Here is a 24,945-nt window from a genome sequence, read left to right on the forward strand (position 1 = left end):
AAAATATACGTTACAAAATGACTGTATATATAGAAGAAAAAATTTAGAATTCTTATATTGGATATCAAAAAAGAAGATATACGAGCCTACAATCGGTTCGCATATCTTCTTTTCATTTAGTCATAATCATTTCTAGCTTAGCGCTTCATCCTCGGATCAAATGTATCACGTAATCCATCGCCCATTAGATTGAATCCAAGCGACGTCAACAGGATCGATACTCCGGGAAAAATCACTGTCCAGGGAGCGGTCTGAATAAACTGACGCGAATCAGATAACATCTTACCCCATTCAGGTTCAGGTGGTTGAGCACCCATTCCTAGAAAGCCTAGTCCTGCGGCTTCTATAATCGCTGTTGCCACTCCGAGTGTTCCTTGTACAATAATCGGCGTAAGACTGTTCGGCAAAATATGTCTAAATAAAATCCGTACATCTCGAACACCTGTTGCACGAGCAGCTGTAATAAATTCTTCTTGCCGTAGCGAAAGGACACGTGATCGCACCAATCGACCATAGGTTGGAATATTGACGATTGCAATCGCATACAGCGCATTTTGCAGAGAAGGCCCTAATATCGCTACAATCGCAATCGCTAACAGGATAGCTGGAAACGCTAGCAATATATCAAATACACGCGAGATTAACATATCTACCCAGCGACCATAAAATCCTGCCAGTATGCCTAAAAATGTACCGATAATAATAGAACCGATCACAGATACAAAGCCGACCCATAATGATATACGTGCTCCATATAATGTACGAGTCAAAATATCTCTACCAAGATCATCTGTACCAAACCAGTGTTCAGCAGATGGCGCTTGCAGACGTTCTGATAATACTTGTGCTTTGTAATCATAAGGCGAAATCAGTGGTGCGAGTAAAGCCAGTATAATGAAAAATACGACAATTGCTAATCCTACCACAGCTGTTTTGTTACGCATAAATGAACGTATGCCATCACGCCACGGCCCAGACTTTACATGTTTGACGTTGCCACCTGATCCGGTATTCAGGGTTGCTTGTGTCATCAGATCACCTCTTACTTGTACTGGATACGTGGATCGAATAAAGCGTACAGCAGATCCACCAGCAGATTAATAACAACAAAAATGATAGCAATAATTAATATGCCTGATTGGATTACCGGATAATCACGATTGCTAATTGCTTCATAAATATATCTGCCTACACCTGGCCAAGCAAAAATTGTCTCGGTCAGTACAGCTCCACCTAGAAGTGCACCTGTTTGTAGACCAATAACAGTCAAGACTGGAATAAACGCGTTTTTTAGTCCATGTCGATAGACTACATAAAATTGAGATAACCCTTTGGCTTTGGCTGTACGAATATAATCAGACTGCATGACTTCAAGCATACTGGAACGTGTCATTCTTGCGATAACCGCCATCGGAATTGTTCCTAGTGCTACAGAAGGCAAAATAAGATGTTTGATTACTGTCCATAACTGTGCTGTTTGCCCTGAAATAATAGCATCGATTACATAAAATCCAGTTACCGTTTCTAATGGTTCGCGTACATTCACACGCCCGATCGAAGGTAACCAATGCAATTTATTGGCAAAGATCCATTGCTCCATTAATCCTAACCAGAAAATAGGCATAGATACGCCAACCAACGCAATAATCATACAGATATAATCAAACCACGAATTGTGTCTCCAAGCACTGATAATCCCTGCATTGACACCAATCACTATTGCAAATAGCATACTGGCTACAGTGAGTTCCATCGTTGCCGCCAGGTAAGGACCTATTTCTTGCGAAATAGGCTCCTTTGTACGGATCGAACTTCCTAGATCACCTGTTAGCAAATCTCCTAAATAAGCAAAATATTGTTCTAACCACGGACGATCTAATCCTAACTGTTCACGCAAAGCTTGCTTTGACTGTTCTGTTGCTTTTTCCCCTAGAATCGTATCTGCCGGGTCACCTGGAATCGCATGGATAATCGAAAATACAATAATAGTCATACCTAGCAATACGGGAATGAGTACAATCAGGCGTTTAAAAATGTAAGAGCCCATGCTGATCACCTACCATGCTTTTATTGTTCGATGTATACATTGGTGTATGCTTCTGAGCCGGTTGGTGAAGGTACATACCCTTTCAATTCAGCTTTGGCTGCAAGTAATGGCGTAGAATGTACCAATGGAACCCATGGCGCATCTTTTTTCACAATCACTTGAGCTTGTTCATACAATTTACTACGCTCTGCTTGATCGGTTTCTTGTTGAGCTTTGACAATTAGATCATGGAATTCTTCACTATCGTATTGACTATAGTTGTTACCACCAATAGAATCTTTATCAAGTAATGGATAGAAGAAATTGTCAGGATCTCCATTATCACCCGTCCAACCAATAATAAATAGATCGTCTTTTGTACCGTTTTTCAAATCTTCCAAATAAGTTGCCCACTCTGGAGATTCAATTTTTACTTTCACACCAATTTGTTCAAAGCTAGCTTGAATCACTTCAGCTACTTTACGTCCATCTGGCATGTAAGGACGTGGTACAGGCATAGCATAGAACGTTAATTCTTGATCAAGTCCATTCGGGTAACCTGCATCAGCTAGCAATTGCTTAGCTTTCGCTAAATCATACGGATAATCTTCAACCGATTTGTTATATCCCCATAAGGTTGGTGGAATTGGATTGACCGCTGGTTCTGCTTGTCCTGCGAAAAACGCATCAATCAGACCTTTTTTATCAACAGCATAATTTAGTGCTACACGTACTTTAGGATCATCAAATGGTTTTTTGGTGGTATTGAAACCGAGATAAGCGACGTTAAATGGTGGACGGTTGATTTTTTGTAGTGCTGGATTAGCTTCTAATGTAGCTAAATCATCTGGACTTAAATCTTCCATCATATCTATTTCGCCGTTTTGAAGGGCATTGTAACGAGCAGTGTTATCGGGAATAGAGCGGATAATGACTTGATCCATTTTTGGCAATCCTTCTTGCCAGTAGTTAGGATTTTTGTCGAGTGTGATCGAATCGCTACGTTTCCATTCTTTAAATACAAATGGACCTGTACCGACTGGATTGGATTTGAAGTTTGCTTTCTCATCTTCGATTGCTTTTGGACTAGCAATACCGAAGCAAGTCATCGCTAGATTTTGTAGAAATGGAGCTTGTGGTTTATTTAATTTGAAAACAACCGTTGTTGGATCAGTTGCAGTTACACTTGCAATCACGCGATCTTCTTCCGGTCCAAACATGGAATCATAATAATCGAAAGAGTCACCTTCAAATTTGTATTTACTTTTGGTATCGCCCCAGCGGTTGAAGTTAAATACAACTGCATCAGCGTTAAAATCAGTACCATCATGGAATTTGACACCTTCACGTAATTTGAAAGTATACGTTAGTGCATCATCTGAAATCGTCCAACTTTCTGCGAGTGATGGCATAACTTCAGTTGTTCCTTCTTTGTAATCTAACAGTGTATCAAAAACCTGTTGTGCAATTTTGAGCGATTCCCCATCAGTAACGATTGCTGGATCGAGTGCGGCTGAATCTCCACCCCGTCCTACTATTAATGTTCCGCCTCCAGTAGCAGCGGTCTCTTCTGTTCCATTAGCTTCTGGTGCTGTTGTAGCTGATTTGTTTCCGGTACAACCTGCCAACAATAAAACAGACATAAGCATCAACGTAAACATCAACAATAATCCCTTTTTCACAAGCAACAAACTCCCTTCTGAATTAGAAAATCATGGATACGTACTCAATCCTTTTTATCCAGCATATTCTCTTGTATATGTATTTTGAGAATGTTGGCTAAAATTGGAATTGACCACAGGTTGAACTTAATTTACATCATTGTTACTTGTTTGGCAATGTTTTTTCACATAAAACGTTTATTTGTTACAAAAGGCTACATCAAACGACAGTAATATCAAATTATTGCGTTTATATTATATTAAAATCCTTTTATATGCTGTTAAATTGACTTCTCATTATCAATATACTTTGATTTTAAAAATGAATGATATCAATGATTGTTTTAAGATAATGTATATAATGTCATATTAACTAACTTTTCTTAATATTTTTTACAAATAGTTTGCTCAAATCTAGTGACACCGTTAACAATTAACTGATAGAATAAGGAGAATACCAAATAAAAGGGGGCATTTCATTTCTATGTTTACAAAGAAAACGTTTTTATCATTTGCCGCGTCAGCATTGCTGACTCTAAGCTTTTCAAGTGTTCTATCTGCGGCTGCACCTTCCACACTAACGATAGAAGGTATTAATCAGCAGGCTCAACAAGATGCTGGTACTGGAACACATATCACTCTCTTACATACGAATGACGTTCATGCTCATGCTACAGAAGCTACGCCTTATATGGGCTATGCCAAACTTTCTGGAATCGCTAATTTGTATCGTGAAGCGAATCCGAATACGTTGTTGTTAGACGCTGGAGATCAGATTCATGGTACTTCTTTTGCTACATTGGTTAAAGGCGAAAGCGTCATCCAAACGATGAATCTAATGGGTTATGCAGCAATGGAACCCGGTAACCATGAATTTGATTATGGGTATGATCGCTTGCTAGAACTTTCCAAAATGGCTAATTTCCCGATTATTTCTTCTAACATTGTCGAAAAAAATGGAAAGGCTCCTTTTGAACCTTATATTATTCGTGAAGTAGACGGAGTCAAAATCGGTATTTTCGGATTAGAAACGCCTGAGACTGCATACAAAACAAATCCTAAAAATGTAACCAATATTGAATTTACCGATCCTGCGGTAGCTGCTAAAAAAATGGTTGCTGAATTGCAAGGTAAAGTGGATGTCATTGTTGCTCTAGGGCATTTGGGTCTGGATCAATCCAGCACAGATACAAGCTTGAAAGTGGTTAAAGAAGTTCCGGGTATCGATGTATTTATTGATGGTCACAGTCATACATTGCTTGAAAATGGACAGACTGAAAATGGAACACTGATCGCTAGTACAGGCGAATATGGTGAACATATGGGCGTTATCGATCTATGGGTAGACGGCGGTAAAGTAACGAAGAAACAAGCTTATGTATTAGACGAAAAAGCAGCAGCAAATGTTACTCCAGATCCGAAAGTTGCTGCACTGGTTGATTCTATTCAAGAATCACAAAAATCGATCCTTGAAGAAACAGTTGCTGAATCTTCCGTTAAACTAGACGGTGAGCGTACTCAAGTTCGTGCAGGTGAAACGAATCTTGGGGATCTGTTAACAGATGCTATGCGCAAAACAGCAGGTACAGATGTAGCGATTACGAACGGCGGAGGTATTCGTGCTTCAATCGCTGCGGGTAAAGTAACCAAAGGTGATGTGATCACTGTTCTTCCTTTCGGTAATCTAATCGTTTCGATCAATGTAACAGGTGCTGAACTGTTAGCGGCATTGAACAACGGTGCTAGTGATTTCCCGAACGAAAAAGGAGCATTTACTCAAGTATCTGGAATCACGTACAAAATCGATACCGCTAAAGAAAAAGGCAAACGTGTCCACTCGGTAACAGTCGGTGGCAAACCACTTGATTTAAAAGCAACCTATAGTCTTGCAACAAATGACTTTATGGCTGTTGGTGGAGACGAATACACAATGTTCAAAGGTAAAGCGCAAACGGGTATCTATGGTTCATTAGATGAAGCATTGATCGAATATATGCAGTCTCTGGGCAAAGTTAATATCAAAACAGATGGACGGATTGTAGAAGCAGCTACTCCTGCTTCAAGTACAGGTGAAGCGACTACACCTGCGACTCCAGTGAAGCCGGTTCCTGCCAAACCATCTACAACTAAGCCTGCAACACCAGCTAAACCTGTTCCTGCTAAGCCTTCTACAACCAAACCCGCTAAGCCTGCTAAACCAACACCAGCCAAACCGGTTCCAGCAGCAAGCGATGTATATGTAGTTAAAGCCGGGGATACATTGTATTCAATCGCTGTAGACCATGGTACAACTTGGAAAGTACTACGCGATCTGAACGATCTTACGAATGCACACTGGATTTATCCAGGTCAAAAAATCAAACTACCTGCTATGACTGCAACAGCAGCATCTTAAGCTAAGCTCTTGGTAAAGATGCTATAAGAGCAATCAGGTATATGTAAAATAAAGAAGTTATACCATCATGCATAATGGTAACTTTCAATGTAAAAAGTAAAAGGATCTGGATTCTTCCAGATCCTTTTTTTGTTGTCTATCGAGAATGTGTTTGTTATCGATTTGAAAAATGAACAATAGTACATATAGCGACAGTATTCAAGAATGAGTCGAATGTTTTCAATCATACTATTCTTTAAATAGCTCTAGATAAGCCCTTTTTAGCATAGATTAGATTGGTATTACTACGTTACCCATATAGTGATATACAAGTGATCGTTTTCCTATGCGTACACACATTTCTCAGATCATATAATCTTCATAGTTCACTATTACATACTTTTACTGGTGCCTACTTTTGGATTAAAAGCTAATTCAAATAATCCTGTTGCAGACAGTCCAGCAAGCCCACCTGCCCACAGACGAGGAACCAATCCCAATTCTGTAAATGGATAAGCTGCTGCCCCAATGCCTACACCAATAATAATCCCAATCACTGGAATCCAATTTTTCGGTGTAGCGACTGCGGTTTTGAGTGCTTGTACAAGTGCTAATACGATCAGCGACAAGGTAGAAGCAAATGCTAATACATTATTTAATTCTTCCATATCCTAACTCCTCTCTCTTTATCAAAAGTTTATTGGTATCACTTTTATTTTGTTTATTTGGTTATAGCTATTTATTAGTAGATCTATTCATATCATGAAGATGGTATTAAATGAGACCTTTACGATGTAATACGGTGAGCAAACGATAAAAGTCGTAACTGCCACCTTCTGCATCTTGAATTAGACCAGTAGCTAATGCGCTATCCACCGCTTCTTTGGCCCAAGTAGGAATATCCATTTTTTGAGTTTGCTCGATCCGTTGGATACGTGTATCTACTTTCGTAATACTAGTTTTGAGTAGATCACGACTGTCTGTTAATGCAGCAATACGATCTGCTTGTGCTTTGACAGTAGCTTCTAATGCTTGAAAAGCTTTTTTCTCTTCTGCGGTCATCGGTTGTTCTCCCTCCTCTACTGGTTCATGATCTTGCTTGTGACGATAAGTGTCTATTAACTGTGCTAATGTGCCTTTATAAATATTGAGATCTACATTGCCACCGATTCCATTTACATATCCAGAATCTGAGTACTGCCAGAAATCCCATGATTTCCATGCGGTACAATCGTCAGGAATACGGGTGTTACTGTATCTTGCGATCCATAATGAATACTTGCTGAGTGAAGTATCAAAATGAGCAGCAAACGCATTACCTGTGTAGATCATAGGCTGAATGGTAGTTAAGCGTTCTACTTCTTCTAGAAAAGCTTTAGCAATAGCATTAATCGAGCTTTTATTTAATCCACCCGGGTTATTTTCGTAGTCTAGTACAGGTGGAAAATCTAATGCTTTCGCTCCGCCAATCTCTTGCAGTCTTTGGACAAAATGAGTAGCTTCTTTCTGTGCAATACTGGTACTGGTAGCATTTAGAAAATGATACGCACCTACTAATAATCCAGCAGCTTTCGCGCCTTTAATATTCGCAATAAATCTAACATCTTTATTACGCGTACCTTCAGTCGCTTTGATAAAAGCATACTGTTTGCCTGCGGCTTTGACTTTGTTCCAGTCGATATTTCCTTGCCAGTGCGATACATCAATGCCCTGTGCACCATCTGCTGTTTTGGCTTGCAATCGATTCACCTTCTCTCTGGTGTATTTACCAATTTACTTGCGTGTTACGTTACGTCTATTCTGCTATTGCGCAAATAAAACATAGTATCAGGCTCAGCTCTACTTGAAGCGAATACTGAGACGTAGATATGAATGCAATATATTATTCTGGAAAAATGAAGTTTTCTAGCGTGTTTTCTTTGCGTACAAATTGCTGATCTCGTTCTGCTTGTGCCATTGGAGATAGTTCGTCGGTAACTGTTAGATCGTCGTCTTGCTTTGGCTTATCCTCTGCTACTGGATCAGATGGACGATTATTGTTGGATTGGTGAGATTCTGGATTGTTATGGTGATCTGACTCAATCTGTCCATTCGTTGTCGGTAAGATGGTTGCCGAATGGCTTGTTGAGCGTTGAGAAGAAGAGTTAGCGTCTTCATTCGGTTCATCTTCTCCACTATGAGATTCGAAGATTTTGACAGCATGACGTAACACTTTAGGCATAGGTACACCCATACGTCCCATATTTTCAATCACAGATAATAATTCATTCGCTAAATAGAAAAAGATGACAGCATCTTGAAAATAATGCAGATCACCTACCGCTTTATCAATAAAATGAGCGATCGTAACCATAACAAAAATAGCAACTTTGCGAGCAATTCCGCGGTAACCTGTTCGACTTTTTAATTCTCCATTGATCCATGCAGCTGCCCATCCTGTTACCCAATCGACGATGACAAGCATCAATAGTAGATTGATCATTACACTCCACTCCCCGAAAAAGTACCCGATCATGGCCCCCGCACCAGTCGATACCGATTTGACAATGGCTTCAACCTCCCCACCCATGGACCTTTCCTCCTGTTATTGTAGTATGTTGTTTTGTTTAGGTTAAAAAGAGCCCCCAGGCGAAGTGCCGGAGGCTTGAGGACTTGGTTTATCTATACTTGTATTTAGGCTTCTTTGACATTATCCAATAATTGTTGTACCTGATTGCGCATTCCTTGATACGTAGGCACATCTTCTATTGTTTTCAATCCTTTTTGAATGAGACTCACATAAATGGCAGCCATATTATTTGCCACCTCCTTCAATAGAAGTCATACTGGCTAATTGTTCATATAAATCAGCAACAGCTAATTGTAAATTCGTGGTCTCTTGTTGAGAAGCTGTTAACTTTTCGAATGTATCGGTAAGTGCCAGCTGGGTATTCGTAAGTTCTTGCTGCATTTGAGTAATATCTGTTGATGGTGGGCTAGTCGATAATTTTTTTAATTCATCAATCTCTATTTGTGTTAGTCCTTCCACCCATTGATTATGATCCAAATCCCATTTTGGTTGATACAGACCACTTGGAACACCAGTGCCAATAAGATAACTAGTAATCGGAGAATCCGTATCTGATGGATCGGTATAAAAAGGGACGATACCGCTAAAGGTATCGTCCTGAATAACATCTTCGATATATAGACCATTTGCGTCTACTTTAGGTACAGCTTTCATAGAACTAACCTCCTTTTAGTCTAAAGGATAACTAAATCCTTCAAATGAAATATAAAGTTGAGCAGTATTAGTAACAAAAGAGACTCTACCATTAGAAAAGAAATCGATAGCTACTGTTGAACTTGTAGATGCTGTGTATGAGCCAAATGTAGCTGTAAAACCTCTTTTTGTACGATATTGTTCTGGCATTGTAAAAATTAAGCCTGTTGGTGTTGGAGTACCCCCGCGTAAAATACCTTGTAAATAAACCCGATTCCCTTCGATTCGATATCCAAATCCTAATGCACCTTCCCATCCAAGAAATATTGTAGGTGTAATCCAAGTCGAAGTATATTGATTTATTTTTTTATTTTCAACAATAGAAAGACGTGTATTAGATTGTTGTACATCTTTGATCAGTTCTTCTAGTATTGTTTTTTCGTTAAGAGCATAGGACCCTATAAAGTTAGTTAAAGGAGATCTTTCATTAGTAATATAAGTGATTGTATACGTTGCTTTGGGATCATAATTGTTAGAATTGATAGGAATATAAGCATCTCCACCACCTTGCGCTGTAAGACTTTCTCCATGATTACGAATAAGCCAAGCATTATCTTGCTTATTATTTTTATATACTTTTAAAATTCGAGTCGTTTTGTAAAAAAGCGATGAGCCATTTTGGTTAATAAACCAATTATCATTTGGCATATTTGGTTTAGCAGTTTCTCTTAAAATAATACCTGTTCCAACCTCGACTTGATTACTCCTTTCTTTTAAAAGAAGTTCACCTTCTGTAAGAAGCGGTTCAAGATCAGGTTTGTTTAATCTATAGACTAGTTGATATGAATTAACTTCTCTGGATTGCCGATAAACAATTCCACTTGTCTCTGGCTTAACTAAAGGTACAGTAGTAGTAGCACCAGAATAGTTAATATTGTTATAACTAGCTAGTGGAGTCCATGCCTTATTTGTTCCATCTGTACGATTATAAGAAGTATTACCTGAACTATCTGAACTATCATACATTTTCCAACCAAGAAAATAAGCTTTAATCTCATCTGATGTTGGTGTGTAAGTATCACTCCAACCACTGTCTGCTATAGAAATAGATATATAAAGATCTCCTGCTGCTGTAATTGCATTTGTATCAGGAATACTTCCTGTACTTCCTTGTAGTATTAATTTTCCATCAAATTTAATAGAAATACCACTTGCTACTAATGCACCAGTAGTCAATCCTGAAATTTTCACTTGTCTACTTCCATTTGTAGCTTGTGCGTCACCAAGTACCCATTTTTTATCACCATCTAAAATTATCTTTTTCCATTTAGATAATTTAAAATATTGTCCATCTTTTTCAAATACTTCATCTGCATTAGCTCCTGTGACTGGATCAGCATACAGATCTGTTTGTAGTGCTAACATAGAATCTTCTCGAGGGACAAATGCGTTCGCTGTAGTTCCAATATTCAGCATTAGATTAGAAAGATTAACAGCAGTTGTACTTGTTCCTAAGACTCTTACTTCAACTACGTTTACTCCAACCGGTACTTTAAATGTAGCAAATATTGTTCCACTACCTGTACTATCCGCTAAGGCTACAGAGCCGTTTGTATTATATACAAAAATGCGCCCCGTAGAACCACTCGAAACAGCAGACAATGTATACGTAGCGCCTGGCACAACAGCTACAGAATTATGAATAATCTTATTAGTACTACTTACATCAACACTGTACCGATTATTTATAACTGGTGTTCCTTCTGTATTTGACCATTCTTGCAAAGCAGGCAACAAATTTTCACCGTATGCAATCACATATGGATTACGTACAGGCGAAATGCTATCCACATAAGGATAAGCAGAAGCAATTTGTTCGGATGTCATTGTAGCAAGAGTGGCATATTCTGCGTCTGAAATTTCATATAAACGTAATCCGTCTGCATATCCTGCATTTCCAACTGCACTCGCATTAAGTCTTGCAATAGGATAAGCATTGCTCACATTTCCTCCAGCAGTAAATGGAATGTATACAAACTCCCATTTATTTTTAGATGTAGTTACAGGACTTTCGATAGCAGTGTTTTGGATGACTAACTTCATGCTTTGCCCGGTTTCATTGTAAAGGTGTCCTAGAGCAATATATTTTTTTCCGGAAACTAAGTTGATTGCATTTTTACCAAATCCGTCTGCAATACTATTAGCGACAGTTGCTGTAATTTTAAGAGCATTTCCACTTGTTACACTTTTATTATTATCTACACTCAGTGTAGATTGATAATTGATAAATCTTGTTATATTTTTGGTAGGTGTCCAATCAGATCCAGTTAAGTTTAACAAGGTACGACCTTTTAAACCTGTTAATCGAAAAGGTGAAGCTTTCTCAGCATTTATAATTTGTAGCCCTGGCTGTAATGTAATATCTTTGGTTTTCATTGTATTCAAACGTGGTAAAAGATTACCATCTACTTTATTAGCCATGTCTTGAGCATAGGTATCGACTTTGTCCCAATTATCATTTAACATCGTATCAATATTAAAATACTGTTCTCCATCGGCAACTGGATCTACCTTAAGCAATTTCAATTTATCTGTATTACTCGACATTGTGTATACCTCCTGCGAAATCTGACATTTTTTTACCATCTAGTTCTTTAATTTTCATTTGTTGATGAATTTCTTTTATTCTTAAATAACGGAATACATAACGTGCTACTAAATGAGCTGGCTTGATCTGCTCAATCATATTTTGTAAGTCTGATAAATTTGGTGGTACACCAATCGTATCTACAAAAGTAATCGTAAATGCCCATTGTGCAGGTTCAAAAGAAATATTTACTGCACCTCGTTCATAAGCAGCAGCTACATTTTTGACCAGTTTACCTGAAAATTTACCGCCACCACGTAGTTTGGATTCAACCACTGCGCGTCTTTGCTCTAATGGCTTGTTGAGGTTCGTTTCAATACCTAATTCAGCTTCCCAACGGGGTAATCCCCATGTTGCTGTACGGACAAAAAATTGCTGGAAGGTTTCTTCCAGCGCTTGATAGAAATGATCCATTTCATGTCCTTTGGTATTCATATCTGCACGCATGACACGGGATGTCTCATAGTATGCAGGTAAATAAGAAAACAATTCAGCACCTTTTACACTGGAAAAAGAAAAAGGAGCACTACCAGACAGATTACTCATGAACGGTCACCGTCCCGAGTACTGCTACTTGATTAGCGCTCATTTCAATATTTTTGTCACTTGTACCATTCACTGTTAACTGTGCATAATCGATGATCGGTGGAATATCCAATAAAATAGCAGCAATGCGTGTATACCTCACAAGCGAATCTGTAAAAGCCAACTGCTTCAGATAAGCTTTTACTCCTTGTTGAATTAAATTCTTAACTTCGGCGACTGAAGCAGTACTAGCAAGTGTTAATGTAACATCAATATTCATCGGTACTTCTTCAGCTGGCATCACTGTAATAATGGGACCTGCTGGAGCTGTTCCTTCTCCTTGTCCATCTTGCGTAGGGTCGATATAATTTTGTACTGCTCTTACAATATCGGTATTGGCTGCACGCTTATCTGTATCTAACACATAAATGCCCACAGTACCTGGCCCTTTCCATAAAGGACTCACTCGTGCTCCACCCACTCCAGCAATTTCACCAGCCCACTGCATATATTGGGCTTTGTTACCGCTTGTGCCTTGATTACGCACTTTCGCATAAAAACGTTCTAGCAAAGACATATCAGATTCGATATCGGCTCCACCTTTGATCTCTACGGTATTGTTCACACCCGTAACACCATTAAGCGAAGTAGATACAATCGTAATAATACCTGTAGGCACATTGCTTGCTTTGCCTGCAACGACTGCGCGAACAGGCACGGTGGCTTTACCTGTACTATCCAAAGTACCGGCTACAGTTGTCTCATATTCCAATGACGCTTCGCCTGAATTTTCATCTGCTGGCGTAGCAACTACAGTCCCAATAGGGATAGGTTTACCGACTTCACCTGTAAATACAACTGCGCCGGATGCTGCTACTGCTGCTCTACGAGTCACACCATGCTCTGCTGCACGTAAATCTAATTCATCGGAACGAAAATTCTCATCTGTACTGGCTACCGTACTAGCGAATCCACGTCGTAACAATTCTTGTGCCCAAATAGCTGCTTCAGATAACATAAAAGCAACCGGTGCTTCTGCATCCCAAATAAAAGAACCTTCCGACTTGTCTAGATCAGAAGGTACTCGTTCTAGCATACGCTGCATAATATTTTCTTCTGTTTGCTCCGTTAAATACTGAGGAAGTTCTGCCAAGTTAGATCACCTCACTTTCCAAAATTTGTGTATCTTCTTGCACACTTGTAATCCGGCAGGTAAATACACATTGATCGTCTACCCATTTAAAAGTAAACTGATCTACACTTTCTGTGCGCTCATCGGTCAATAATGTTTCGGTAACCATTCGAGTAATCTCACTCTCCATGATTGCATGCCCGTATCCTTGACCTACTAATTCTTCTAATTCACTTCCATAATCACGAGAATAGATCACATGCCGATAACGAGGGGTCAAAATAGCTTTGTGGCACCACTGCACCCATGCTTCTTTCTCATCAGCAATGGCTACTTTACCACTAGGAGTAAGCACAAAATCACCTGCATCATAGTCATAACGCCAACTTTTGCCGAATATGACTTCTGTGCTGTCTGTTGCTGTCGTCTCTTCTTCGTCTCCCCAAATAAAAGCATCCGTATCAGGAAAAAGGTTAGCCATTGCCACTCACCACCTTGCATACGATGACCACATCGTTACCGCTATTTACACGAAGAGCCAGTACTCGATCACCAGCTTTGAGACCTTTGTTCAAGTGAAGCACCGTTTCTTCTACTTCGACTTTATCGAACACAAAATCACTTTTCGTTGCGGTTCCACCGTTCCCACCTTGACCTAAAGGATAAGTACGTCCTACATCAGTACGTTCTGGCATTTCGAACATCCCTGGCAATTCAGCGATCATATAATCTTGAATTTCATGTTTGAAATCATCTAACTTTACTCCTGAGCCAGTCATTGTTCCAAGTACTGCACCTAGACCACTCATCGCTTGTTGGGTATGCTTGGACATCGTAGAGCGCATTAGATCTGCGAAATGTCCATAAGGATCTTTTTTACTCAAGATAATACCTCCTTCTCACATAATCTGCTGTACCTAACTCTAATGTCATTGTTCCAGGATTGCCTAAATCATGACTAGCAGATGTAACCAATAGTTTCATACCGCTTAAAGTTACAGCATCTCCAGCACGAATCGTATTGATATCTGGTGCAGTAATAGTAAATGTCTGTTGAATGCCTGTTAAATAATTTTTAGCAGATTTTTTAGCTGCATCTGCTGTTTTAATCTGATCATCATTAATCATTTTTTGCAGAGTTCCTAATTCTTCAGTTCCTTTTTCCTCAACAGCTAAAACTTTAGAGGGCACTTCTTTATCTCCACTAGATTCTGAAGTTGCTAATATTTTCACTTTAGTTACAGCACCTTCTAGTGTACGCATTTGAGTTAAATCGATAAGACGATCTAGCTCAACAACTTCACTGTTACTTCCAATCTCAAATAAACTCAAACCTTTACTTGTCATTCGTGGATGATACATAGTACCTCCAGATTTAGCTGTTTCTTTAAGGTCTGCAAAAATCATTGAAAATATAGTCTGAGCACGATAAGCTGCTTTTCCCAATTTAACTTTTGTATCTGGTATATCACCTAATCTAATTTGCCAATCTTTTGCATATTTTTTTAAGCGTTGACTAGCTGTCTGATCTTTAGGTAAAAGGTATTCATCTTCCGATTTTTCTAAATAAATCATGCGATCATATACAGTCATAGATAACCTTTTTGTTCCACTATTGGAACTTTCAACTTCCCAAATCACACCTAAATCGAGTATCGGATGATATGCTTTTTGATTAAAAGTAATACCGCTAATCCGAATATCCATCCCTGGAGCAATAGTAGGTAAGCCTAATTTAGAAGATACTGCTAAGCGAACACTAGCTTGATAAGCTATTTGATCTAAAGAATCTTTCATACTTAGTGTTTCTACTAAAGAAGTGATATCATACTTGTCTTTGATAATAACTTTATAGCTCATGTTGGCATCACCAACTTTTGTCCAGGTTTGATTTGATTGGGATTGGCACCAATTAACTTAGTATTTAATTTGTAAATATCATTCCATTTGGAGCTATCACCAAGTTCAAGCTTAGCAATTTTAGAAAGAGAATCTCCAGATTTGACAGTATACGATTTATTGCTAGTTTTAAGATCAGCACGAGAACCAGATTTGTTTGTAGTTTTACCATTCTTACTGGTTTTCTTTTGTTTTACTTTAGCATCACGCCATGTGCGGAAAGTGAGATCAAACGAAATATCACCTGGTTCTCCACCTTTAAAAGAACTATTAAATGAAATTAGATAAATAGGGACATTTATTCCTGTAGTGGTGATCATTAATTGCATAGGATGATCTGAAATAAGAAGTTCATTTAATTTATTGATTGCTATATTTGGTGCAGGAATATTTTTATATTGGCAATATGAAGGATTATATTCTTTTGGAAAAAAAGAAGAAAAACTAATTTCTTTTACTTTATCTCCTTGAACAAAATCAAACTCTCCATATTGCAACATATTTACTGTTTCATATCCCTTTGATCGAGAGATACTTATTTCTTCTGGATTTACAGGAAAATGAAAAAAACGACGTTTACCATCAATCAGAAAAATATCCACAGTAATCCTCCTTTCTTATAAAAATTATAAAGTTTACACTACATAGGTAATGGGGTAGCTTTTGAAGGATTGGGCTTCATATTTTGCATAGATTTACGAAGCTCATTTGCAATACGATGACCAATCTGTAAAGCTAATCCTTCATAATCCAATTCGTTTTCTTTGACTGTTACTTGAACGGCTCCTGTTGGGACAGTAATCGATACTTTATTAACTACTTCAGACTTAAATTCTTTTAGCATGCCTGAAATAGCTCCCATTTGTGTTTCATTGATTTGAACGGCTTTCGTTGCATCTCCACCTGGACCTTTGCTTGCAGGTTTATCAGAATTAGTTGCTGCATTTTTAACTATTTGGGCAGCAGGAGTTGTCATTGCGGGGTTAGCTATATTGGCATTGGTCGCAAGCATCGGGTTGTTAGGTTGTTGAGCTACTTGAGCTACTGCTGGAGTAGCGGCAGCTTCTTGTTTAGCCTTATCTCCACCACCAAACCAACTCATAATTCCATCTTTCAATCCATTGGCTTTGTCTGAAAGATAATCTTTGACACCTGTAATGCCATCACCTACTGCGCTAACAGCAGCTTTACCTAGATCACTACCACCAACCAATCCACCTAATTTCTCCCCAGCCCAACCACCGACCATAGAACCTGCCCAAGTACCAATACCTGGTAAGATAGCTGACCCAATTACAGCCCCCAGAGCTGTTCCTGCGGTACTACCTACAGCGGAACCAACTGCTTCTCCTCTATTTTCCTCTGAAGAAGTAGCGATATTGACCATGTCTGATATAAATCCTAGTGGTTTCAAGATCTTACCGCCACCGTCAGCTAGTCCGCCACCGACCATTTTCAAAAACTTATTATTACTTCCAGATAAATGTTCCGAAAGTTTACCCATGCCTTCTTCCATATTTGGTAATCCGGCTGGACCTGAACCATCCATACTAAAAAAGCCTGATAAAGCACTTTTGATTTTCCCTCTTCTACCGCCTGTAGCAGTATCGTTATCACCATCAGTAGCAGTATCATTTGGATTGGTTCTATGAAGGGTTCTATTCCTAATTGCATCTGTAGTTCTAGCATTTAATACTATTCTACGTTGTGCAGGGTTTGTATTATTGGGCGGATTAGGTGAATCAGCAGCTGGCGAAGGTCCTCCTGTAGAAATTCTTTGATTTCCGAATCGTCCTCTCCTCACCTTTTTACCATTTGCTGCATTATCACGATTTGGATTATTTGCTGCCGGATTAGGTTGATTGATGATACTAGAAGATCCACCAGATCCGCTTTTGTCTGAACAACAGCAAGAACATTTGTCATTGCTTCCGTTTGCAGCAGTGTCACTATTGGAATTACCGTTTGTATCTGTAGGATCTTTTTTCTTACCAGTAATAAAATCGCCAACCCATTTTCTTCCTTTATCTACCGTTTCTTCTCCAAATACATTCTTTATTCCATCCATAATTTTGTTAAACTGATCGACTTTATCTACTGCGTTTTCAAACCATCCTTTAGGTTCTTCTTTTGCTGCTGAGCTAGTCGATTTATTAGTCAGACTATTATTAGAAACATTAATTAAACTAGGACTCATATTAACTGTAGCAGGGGCTACTTTTGAATTGGGTAATTTAAGACCTTTAATCGTAGCATTAATTTGTTGTTGAACCGTAAAGTTACCTGACGCACTAATCATTTGGCTTTTCACACTGCTCAATTTTTTAAGCAATCGATCCAGTGCTGGAGAAGCTTGATCATTCAAACTTACCTGTAGTGTAATTCGAGTACTAGCCAATTTTGAAGCTGCGCGAGAAATATTATCAAAGTAACGAGTAGTAGATTTTAATTCGTTATTCATTTTGATAATATTCTGATATCTTGCACGTCCCAATCGATCAGATGATCGCTGAATCTGATCAAAGTATCTGACTGTTGCTTTCAATTGACTATTATCTATACTTTCTGCCATACATTCACCTCCCTATTTACTCAAAGGAATTACTAGTAAATATCTTTTATCTTCCCATTTGGCTACTGATCGATTGCAGTTCTTCTTGCGAAAAAGCTAACAACAGTGAGCGCTCGCCCTGGGGCAAATTCCAAAACTCTCCGGGACGGAGGTTGTGCCGTACCCACATGTGATACAGCATCGTTGTGATCCCGCCGGAGTGAATTAGTTTTTTAGGTCATCAAGCTCCACACCGAAGCCAGATAGTTCAAGCACTTTGTCTCCGACTGCATCCAATTCACCCGCTAGTAACATACGACGTACCGCTTGTTCGCCACCGGATAATTTCAAACGACTGGTAATACGTGGATCGCCCCAACCGTTTAACTTCAATCCTTTGACTTCCAATTGAACCGTCGCTTCTGAGATCAACAATGCGTTAAATGTTTCGCTATCTACTTTTTCTTCTGTGCGACCTTTGGTCGTTTTGCGAACCGTACAACGTTCACGAATACTGTCTACTTTACTCGAAGTGAGTCCACGCAACGTCATTTGCAAATCCAGACGTTGAATCCCTACTGTTTCTTCTGGCAATTTGTCTGCTGCTTCAAATAGGCTATCCAAGATTTGTTCTTCTGATAAATTTTCGTTCAAACTCATGATTATGTCCTCCTCAGGATCGTCAATAATAGTGTTTTGCTACAAACAGAAAAATGATTTCATATTCAGTCCACGCCAAGTAGCGACAAAAGAAGAAATAGCTAATAAGTTCTTCTCTTGCCGCTTACCCTATAGTGGAATAAGATATAAAAGCTTATAAATATCCAAAACAGTAATAGTAAAAAGTAGCCTTTTTAGCCTTACCTATTCGCATACTAATTTACTCATACACTGTGAAGTTATTGAGTAGTTTATGAATAGTTGAATTAGTTCGCTACGATTGGATCTAACAACTCATATCCTTCAAACGTAAACGCTGTTTCTTCTGGAACCTCTTCACCAGCTGTCCAGTTTGCCAGTTGAATTTTGTCTGGCATGCAACGGATCAAGCGAACACGCTCATGACCATACGATTCAGGATCGTCTAGTTTGGAGATAATATCGAATTTTTGGAAACCACGTACCAACATATCCGAAGTCACTTTATAACCTGTCATTGTACCTGTACCTTTTTTGGAACCATTTTTGTGTACTTTCCATTCGTTACCCACCAGATTCAGCTCACGTTTTTCAATTTCTACGCTTGCTTCCAGTTTGTTGATATGCGTTTGCCATACCCCATCGATGTGCAATTGTCCGTGTGTACCCAGAATAACTCTTGAAGCGTCTAACATATATATTTCCTCCTTTGATTTTCGGTTCTTAGTTTTGTTTGTAAAGGGAATAAGCTATACCTAAATGAATAGATATAGCGCTGACGACGACTATTTATTGCACGTAAAATGTGCCAAACAATTGCTCCATGACATCTGTCAATTTCACATTCCATTGCAAGAATACTTGGTCTGCTTCTGGACGTAAGATTGGAGCTGCGCCATAATAAGCAGGATCTAAGATTACATCGAAGCCAGATGCTTCAATAACACTACTTTGCGCCAAAAGATTCAGATATTCTTTCATGGCACCAATAAGAGCAAGGCGACCTTCTTCAGTGTTATTCACTTTACCGATATAAGAATCTTCTGCCGCACGTTGTAAGTCACCATTGATCGCATCCATAACACGAATCGAACGGATTTTTTTCCAAGCATTATTTTGTCCAGCAGCCGGAATCACAAGACTATTCACCCCACGAAGAGCTTTCACTTGACGACCATCATGGAAGAAAATAAACACACCATTTTTTACAGCTTGTTCTTGCTCAGAACGTGTCCAACGACGAGTCACATCATCGAAAGGCGTAATATGGTACGTTGTCGATTCGTTTAAACGTTGACCTGCAATCAGACCTGCTACATAAGCACTTGTTTGTGCAGAAGTATAATCTGTTGTCCCAATGCGCACACCCGTACCTACATTGATAATACCTTCGTAGTTCAATGAAAGAGAACGTGTTGCTGCAATCGTAGCTGCTTTGGAAGATAGATCATCTGCTGCTGTACCACCGACTACTGCAACCGTATGTTTACCCTCACTACGTACACGTTTGATCCAAGCGGCAAAGCTTTTCAGTAAAGCAGGGTCAGCTGCAAAGTCTAATGCCAACACATCGAATTCTTCGCTTTCCAGTGCTGCTTGTGCTTCAATATAGTCAGCATTAGCTAGACCTGCGTTACCACTTGCGCCCCCTGCAAATGCAGCGTTCGCTACGTTAGCTGGAATACCACCATCTACTAAAGCTTTTGCTGTAATCCATAGATTATCTGTATCTTCGTTAATCGCTTTGGCAAAAGAAGATGCTTTTCCATCTTTGGCTACAAATGTGCGTACCAATTTGGTTCCTTCATATAGACGAATTTCTTGTTGAGTACTGTCTGTTAAGTTCGGCTGAACCGTTACAGTAAAGCCATTACCGCGTGTACCGGTATATTTTGTATCCAATTGAAGCACGTTAGCGCCTGCTGTGCCTTCTGTAGCACCTGCCGCTTTCAATACTAGACTAGAAGATTTAGCTGTATCATCTGCCAAACGGTAAGCCAACAATTTTTTAGGGCCACCTAACAATGCCAAATAGAGTGAATTGTAAGCTGTTGCTCCATTTTCGCTGTCTCCAGAAAAATGTTGTGAGATCGCTGTTTCACTACCAATTTCCACAAACTCTCCTACAGGTCCCCAGTTTCCTTTGACCAAAACAACCACTGTACCACGATTACCTGCTTGAATTGCTGAAGCAGCTGCTGCCTCAAAATTCATATATAAACCCGGAAGTACCGGTTTGTTCGTGCTTTCCCATGTGCCACTTGCCATTTTACTTCACCTTCTCTTTCATAAATTGTTGGATTTTTTGTGTAGCTTCTTCTACTGAAAATAATTTTTCGGAATCATCGTAAAACACACCATGCAATACTTCAGCCTTTACTCCAAAAAGCTCATCTGCATGTTGCAGAAGTTCAGTCAGCGTATATTGAGGCTGACTTGCTTTGGAAGAGGACTGCTCCGTATCTTCATGTACTGGAGTGTTGCTTGTTTTAGCAGTTACACTCTTTTTGCTGACATTTGCCATCAGAACACCTCATTTTCTTAGCATGACTATGAAATGAGTAAGCTTGCACTTATTCGCTTCAGCATACATTTAGTAATCTAAAACAGGTTTGTTGGTCACTTCGCGAATTAACGGTGCATTAGGTAATTCTCGCTGGACACGACGTAACAACGTTAAACGAATCTGTCCATTCAAAAAAGCATCTGCTTGTAAATCTACAGATGCTTCACTTACCATTAAATAACGTCGATCAGCCAGATCGAGTGGGATTCGTGTCTGTGAACTCAGACGTTCTACCAACCCGGTCGCTATTCGCTGTGTTTCTTGTGCATTTCGCCCATAGACATGCCCTATCCATTGCTTGCGTACATCAAAAGCAGAAGTTCCTGCCGCCGCAAAGTTACTTGCAGTCAATCGCCAGAGCACAGCAGGAGCAACATAACCAGCAGGCCACGCTTCCTTATAGATTGTCCACTCATTGCCTAGTTGTTCTTGTGTCCAATCGTGTAAGGCGGTGAGCCATGAATCGGGTTGTCCAGATTCAAGTGTTGCAGACGGATTGGCATCAGCAATGCTGGAAGTCAGAAGCGCATTATTGCTAGTAGATGTATCTAATGGTTCAGGAACATAGATACCGAATCGTATCGCTCGTGTAGCTAATCCACTGAGTGTATCGATTCGGTCACTGTCCGAAGCACCAAGATAGATACATGTAAATGCATGCCCATCTTTATCTTCCAAACGCACATCATGTAATGCTTCAATCAATTGTTGTGTCCAAGCTTCTACTTGTTCAAAGCCGCCATTATTCACCCGGGCGTAAGGCCAGACTTTAACAATCCGGCGATAACCTGCCCAAGATGACTTCTGTACTTCTTCTGCAAAAGTAACGACTGCACAAGAACCTGGCAAAATCAAATCAAGTGGCGGAAGGTCGTAAACCTGACCTTTCCATTCTGGAATAATCTCTGCCAGCTTGGACTTGATCGTAGCTCGCATCTTAGGAATATTGTTCACCTCCTTTATCCAGAAATATAAGCAAAGGAATCATCTCACCGCATGAAAAAAAGACTGAATCTCTAGGATCAGTCTGTACATTAGCGTATGTGCTTTCGGTTGATTGTGTTCCTTTTGCTTCATTTCCGATAATACAATCTTACCTCGTTTTTCTCCTAATGGAGACGGTGTATCGGACGAAAAAAGGACGGTTAATAGATGACTTACGGTGGTAAAAAGAAGAGGTATTGGAAACCCTCTCGATAGGCATGATTTTCGTTGATATAACAGGCTTTATAGCGCTTTTTCTGCCTGATTGAATTCTTTTCTTCTATATAAATGAAGGTTAAAACAATTTAGCCCTATTAGTGAATCAAGCCATATTCGTTTTGTTATTCTCATTATTCCGCTCCATTTCGAATATGATACTGAAATCTATTATGAAAAGCTTCCATAATAAAAACAAAAAAACGTCTGCTTGTAAGCAAACGTTTGGGACGACTTATATATGATTGAATATTACTTATTTCACTGGATGGTTGCCTGTCGATGTATCTACAGCGTTGGGATACGATTGACTGACTACTTTGCGAGAAAGTACAATATCGACTGCACATACTAGCACAGATGCTGTAGCAACTTTGATCCACCATGCAGGTTTTGCTTTTAGGCTCATGATTCTTCCTCATTTCTATTGAGATCTGTCTAAAGGTAACACATTACCATTGGACTCTCTATCTTCCTTACAATGATTATATGAATCTGTGCTTTATCATATAATCATTATGAACTATAAGGAACTTCTGTACTGCGACGGGTACGGTTTTTTTTCGGCATCAATTCATCTAATTTGATCATTCCTGTATCGGCAAGTGCTAACGCCATTTTGTAAAAAGCTTTGGTTCTGACTTTAACATACGTGTCTTTACTGATCGGCGGATCGAACAAATAACTGTACACTTTATAATCGAATACATCATCGTGTTTGAGATAACGCTCTTTAAGCAACAATTGCTCGCGTTCTCCCAAACGCTCTACAATCGCTTCTACTCGTTCACAATAAGCACGACGTGCGGCTGGTGTATCTACATTATAGATCGCAGCATTTGCTGTAGAATCGCTAGTTACATTTGTAGGGCCATGCATCCGTTCTTGATAAGAAGCAGTCATCGACGTTTCACGCATTTCAAATGTGATTGTTTTGTAAATTCGATATTTTTCAAATACCGCTTCGACAGCAGTACGAGTTTGGCGGCGATCTAATTCAGGTAGAGCAGTTAATAAATTCATGAGACAACACTCCTTTAATAGGGTTAGTATAGTTATAAAGTAGAACGGAGCTAACAAAATACAACCACCTGGCAATATTCTTGCTATTTCACCCATTACCTTTTGGCAATACTTTAAACAATAATGACTTTCTCTCATTCTATAAACCGATCAAAAATTCCAATTTATTGATCTTGTTCGTATTTTGTTCGTATTTTATGTTTTTACAATATCATACCGGAGAATATTGGTAAAATCGGAAATAAAGCGATTTTCGCACAAAAAACATATATTATCTCGCTTTTGCTCACAAACCCATACCTTTTGGCAAAGAAATAAAAGAGTGTGTTTACCTAATGGCAATACTAGGGTATATTATAAGTGTTCTTACTTTCATTGAATATTTCGCAAGTGTACCTATAGAAAGGGTGTATTGTCGGTGGATAATCTTTCATTTGGTCTATATTTGAAGCAAATACGTGAGCAAAAACACTGGAGTATTAATCAGTTGGCAGAGATCGCCGGCATCAGCACTTCACAAATTTCGCGGATCGAAAATGGTAGACGTGGTGTGCCTAAGCCACAAACGATCGAAAAACTAGCCAAAGCGCTAGCTATTTCTTATTCCGAAATGATGGATCAAGCAGGATATTTGCGCCCTGAAGAAGCGGAACAAATTCCCGAGTGGGCTAGTTCGCGTGATAAAAGAGATTTTAAAAAGATGTTAGAGGAAGATGGTGAATTAATGTTTGATGGAGTGCCACTGGATGATGAAGATAAGCAACGGATCAAAGATGTATTAACCGGTTTGTTCTGGGAAGCCAAGCAAATGAACAAACGGAAACCTCTTTCTTCTGACGATTCTACATCCAAATAAACACTTTATCTTATATATAGTAAGCAGTTACGTATTCTATAGAAGAAAGGCGCTTTTACTGCCAAGCGCTTGAACGAAAGAAGTTTTGCTTTGTAAAAATCACTTTCTTATCAGACTAGAAGAAGTCGCGCTTATTCGACTAAGCGCTCGGAGGTGGCTTGTAACGATGGAAGAGAACGCAGCTCATCTGGTCCGCAAATATAAAACCAATTGCCCTTTTGAAATTGCTGAAGCGCTCGGCATACATATTCGCTATATGGATCTTGGGAAATCAACCAAGGGATTGTATTACAAAAAATTGAGACGACGCTTTATTATTATTAATGAAGGGCTTTCGGATCAATGGCAGCGATTCGTATGTGCGCACGAACTAGGACATGACCGACTGCATAAAGGCATTAATCGCTTTTTTTTAGAAGAACATTCTTACTTCTGGCCGGGTAAATTAGAAAGACAAGCCAACTATTTTGCGATTACATTACTAACAGTTGGACAAGAACAACGAATAGGAGAAACGACCGAAGCTTTTGCTAAACGAACAGGCATCCCACCAGAGATGTATTATTTTTTTGATTATTAATCGAACATACGTTCTTTTTAACGTTTTTAAGCTTATATTGCCTACAAAAAAAGAGTGGCTTAAG

25 protein-coding genes and 1 pseudogene are annotated in these 24,945 nt (G+C 39.2%); 3 read left to right on the plus strand and 23 right to left on the minus strand.

All coding sequences use genetic code 11. From position 1 onward, the window contains the following. Positions 1-137: 137 nt before the first annotated feature. From QCD85_RS03690 to QCD85_RS03700, 3 genes are read right to left on the minus strand one after another with little or no spacing between them, the layout of a single operon-like run. Positions 138-1,031 carry an ABC transporter permease gene (locus QCD85_RS03690; RefSeq protein ID WP_273615252.1) on the minus strand — a complete coding sequence of 298 codons (894 nt, stop codon included), beginning with the start codon at positions 1,029-1,031 and terminating at the stop codon, positions 138-140. Positions 1,032-1,042: 11 nt separating this feature from the next. Continuing rightward, on the minus strand, positions 1,043-2,047 hold the full coding sequence (locus QCD85_RS03695) for an ABC transporter permease (RefSeq protein WP_273615251.1): 1,005 nt from the start codon (positions 2,045-2,047) through the stop codon (positions 1,043-1,045). Between the two features lie 20 nt (positions 2,048-2,067). Beyond that, complete coding sequence (locus tag QCD85_RS03700) at positions 2,068-3,687, minus strand: ABC transporter substrate-binding protein (protein WP_301261959.1); 1,620 nt, start codon at positions 3,685-3,687, stop codon at positions 2,068-2,070. Positions 3,688-4,171: 484 nt separating this feature from the next. On the opposite strand from QCD85_RS03700, the gene QCD85_RS03705 reads away from it, so the two are divergent. Next, entirely contained in the window at positions 4,172-6,082 is a 1,911-nt protein-coding gene (locus QCD85_RS03705; protein WP_301261663.1) for a 5'-nucleotidase C-terminal domain-containing protein, read from the plus strand. 371 nt (positions 6,083-6,453) lie between these two features. Here the strand turns inward: QCD85_RS03705 and QCD85_RS03710 are convergent, their stop codons facing one another. From QCD85_RS03710 to QCD85_RS03805, 20 genes and pseudogenes are all read right to left on the minus strand, one after another. Next, positions 6,454-6,729 (minus strand): holin, encoded by a 276-nt coding sequence (locus QCD85_RS03710; RefSeq protein ID WP_301261664.1) that lies wholly within the window; start codon positions 6,727-6,729, stop codon positions 6,454-6,456. 106 nt (positions 6,730-6,835) lie between these two features. After that, complete coding sequence (locus QCD85_RS03715; protein ID WP_301261665.1) at positions 6,836-7,801, minus strand: glycoside hydrolase family 25 protein; 966 nt, start codon at positions 7,799-7,801, stop codon at positions 6,836-6,838. Positions 7,802-8,222: 421 nt separating this feature from the next. Continuing rightward, positions 8,223-8,630: pseudogene (locus QCD85_RS03720) on the minus strand (phage holin family protein); the annotation flags it as partial. A gap of 104 nt (positions 8,631-8,734) precedes the next feature. Next, entirely contained in the window at positions 8,735-8,854 is a 120-nt protein-coding gene (locus QCD85_RS03725; RefSeq protein WP_274170676.1) for a CD1375 family protein, read from the minus strand. Between the two features lies 1 nt (position 8,855). Next, positions 8,856-9,284: a hypothetical protein gene (locus QCD85_RS03730; protein WP_274170677.1), complete on the minus strand. Its 429-nt coding sequence runs from the start codon at positions 9,282-9,284 to the stop codon at positions 8,856-8,858. Between the two features lie 15 nt (positions 9,285-9,299). Next, positions 9,300-11,870, minus strand: coding sequence for a hypothetical protein (locus tag QCD85_RS03735; RefSeq protein ID WP_301261666.1), 2,571 nt, complete (start codon positions 11,868-11,870; stop codon positions 9,300-9,302). Further along, positions 11,860-12,456 carry a YmfQ family protein gene (locus tag QCD85_RS03740; protein WP_301261667.1) on the minus strand — a complete coding sequence of 199 codons (597 nt, stop codon included), beginning with the start codon at positions 12,454-12,456 and terminating at the stop codon, positions 11,860-11,862. Before QCD85_RS03740 ends, QCD85_RS03735 begins: the two co-directional genes overlap by 11 nt. After that, positions 12,449-13,588, minus strand: a complete 1,140-nt coding sequence (locus tag QCD85_RS03745; RefSeq protein ID WP_301261668.1) for a baseplate J/gp47 family protein — start codon at positions 13,586-13,588, stop codon at positions 12,449-12,451. Before QCD85_RS03745 ends, QCD85_RS03740 begins: the two co-directional genes overlap by 8 nt. Position 13,589: 1 nt before the next feature. Then, the gene (locus QCD85_RS03750; protein WP_273615244.1) at positions 13,590-14,048 is read right to left on the minus strand and encodes a DUF2634 domain-containing protein; all 459 of its coding nucleotides are present in this window, start codon (positions 14,046-14,048) and stop codon (positions 13,590-13,592) included. Next, complete coding sequence (locus tag QCD85_RS03755; protein ID WP_301261960.1) at positions 14,041-14,412, minus strand: hypothetical protein; 372 nt, start codon at positions 14,410-14,412, stop codon at positions 14,041-14,043. The genes QCD85_RS03750 and QCD85_RS03755 overlap by 8 nt, the downstream gene beginning before the upstream one ends. A gap of 31 nt (positions 14,413-14,443) precedes the next feature. Next, positions 14,444-15,427, minus strand: coding sequence for an XkdQ/YqbQ family protein (locus QCD85_RS03760; RefSeq protein ID WP_301261669.1), 984 nt, complete (start codon positions 15,425-15,427; stop codon positions 14,444-14,446). Beyond that, entirely contained in the window at positions 15,424-16,068 is a 645-nt protein-coding gene (locus QCD85_RS03765) for a LysM peptidoglycan-binding domain-containing protein (protein WP_301261670.1), read from the minus strand. The genes QCD85_RS03760 and QCD85_RS03765 overlap by 4 nt, the downstream gene beginning before the upstream one ends. A gap of 38 nt (positions 16,069-16,106) precedes the next feature. Further along, a complete protein-coding gene (locus QCD85_RS03770) occupies positions 16,107-18,038 on the minus strand; it encodes a hypothetical protein (protein WP_301261671.1) in 1,932 nt (643 codons plus the stop codon). A gap of 204 nt (positions 18,039-18,242) precedes the next feature. Next, positions 18,243-18,677, minus strand: a complete 435-nt coding sequence (locus tag QCD85_RS03775; RefSeq protein ID WP_273615240.1) for a phage tail assembly chaperone — start codon at positions 18,675-18,677, stop codon at positions 18,243-18,245. Positions 18,678-18,943: 266 nt separating this feature from the next. Further along, a complete protein-coding gene (locus QCD85_RS03780) occupies positions 18,944-19,351 on the minus strand; it encodes a phage tail tube protein (protein WP_273615239.1) in 408 nt (135 codons plus the stop codon). A gap of 94 nt (positions 19,352-19,445) precedes the next feature. Further along, on the minus strand, positions 19,446-20,924 hold the full coding sequence (locus QCD85_RS03785; protein ID WP_273615238.1) for a phage tail sheath family protein: 1,479 nt from the start codon (positions 20,922-20,924) through the stop codon (positions 19,446-19,448). Position 20,925: 1 nt separating this feature from the next. Further along, positions 20,926-21,180, minus strand: a complete 255-nt coding sequence (locus QCD85_RS03790) for a hypothetical protein (protein WP_301261672.1) — start codon at positions 21,178-21,180, stop codon at positions 20,926-20,928. Between the two features lie 69 nt (positions 21,181-21,249). After that, entirely contained in the window at positions 21,250-22,176 is a 927-nt protein-coding gene (locus QCD85_RS03795) for a hypothetical protein (protein ID WP_301261673.1), read from the minus strand. Between the two features lie 502 nt (positions 22,177-22,678). Further along, on the minus strand, positions 22,679-22,831 hold the full coding sequence (locus QCD85_RS03800) for a hypothetical protein (protein WP_301261674.1): 153 nt from the start codon (positions 22,829-22,831) through the stop codon (positions 22,679-22,681). A gap of 107 nt (positions 22,832-22,938) precedes the next feature. Next, on the minus strand, positions 22,939-23,445 hold the full coding sequence (locus tag QCD85_RS03805) for an ArpU family phage packaging/lysis transcriptional regulator (RefSeq protein WP_273615234.1): 507 nt from the start codon (positions 23,443-23,445) through the stop codon (positions 22,939-22,941). A gap of 418 nt (positions 23,446-23,863) precedes the next feature. Here QCD85_RS03805 and QCD85_RS03810 point away from each other — a divergent pair, with 418 nt between their 5' ends. Next, a complete protein-coding gene (locus QCD85_RS03810) occupies positions 23,864-24,301 on the plus strand; it encodes a helix-turn-helix domain-containing protein (RefSeq protein ID WP_204825285.1) in 438 nt (145 codons plus the stop codon). Positions 24,302-24,467: 166 nt separating this feature from the next. After that, on the plus strand, positions 24,468-24,881 hold the full coding sequence (locus QCD85_RS03815; protein WP_204825286.1) for an ImmA/IrrE family metallo-endopeptidase: 414 nt from the start codon (positions 24,468-24,470) through the stop codon (positions 24,879-24,881). The last annotated feature ends 64 nt before the right edge of the window (positions 24,882-24,945 follow it).

The organism is Paenibacillus sp. PsM32, assembly GCF_030433815.1.
GTDB classification, from domain to species: Bacteria; Bacillota; Bacilli; order Paenibacillales; family Paenibacillaceae; genus Saccharibacillus; species Saccharibacillus kyungheensis.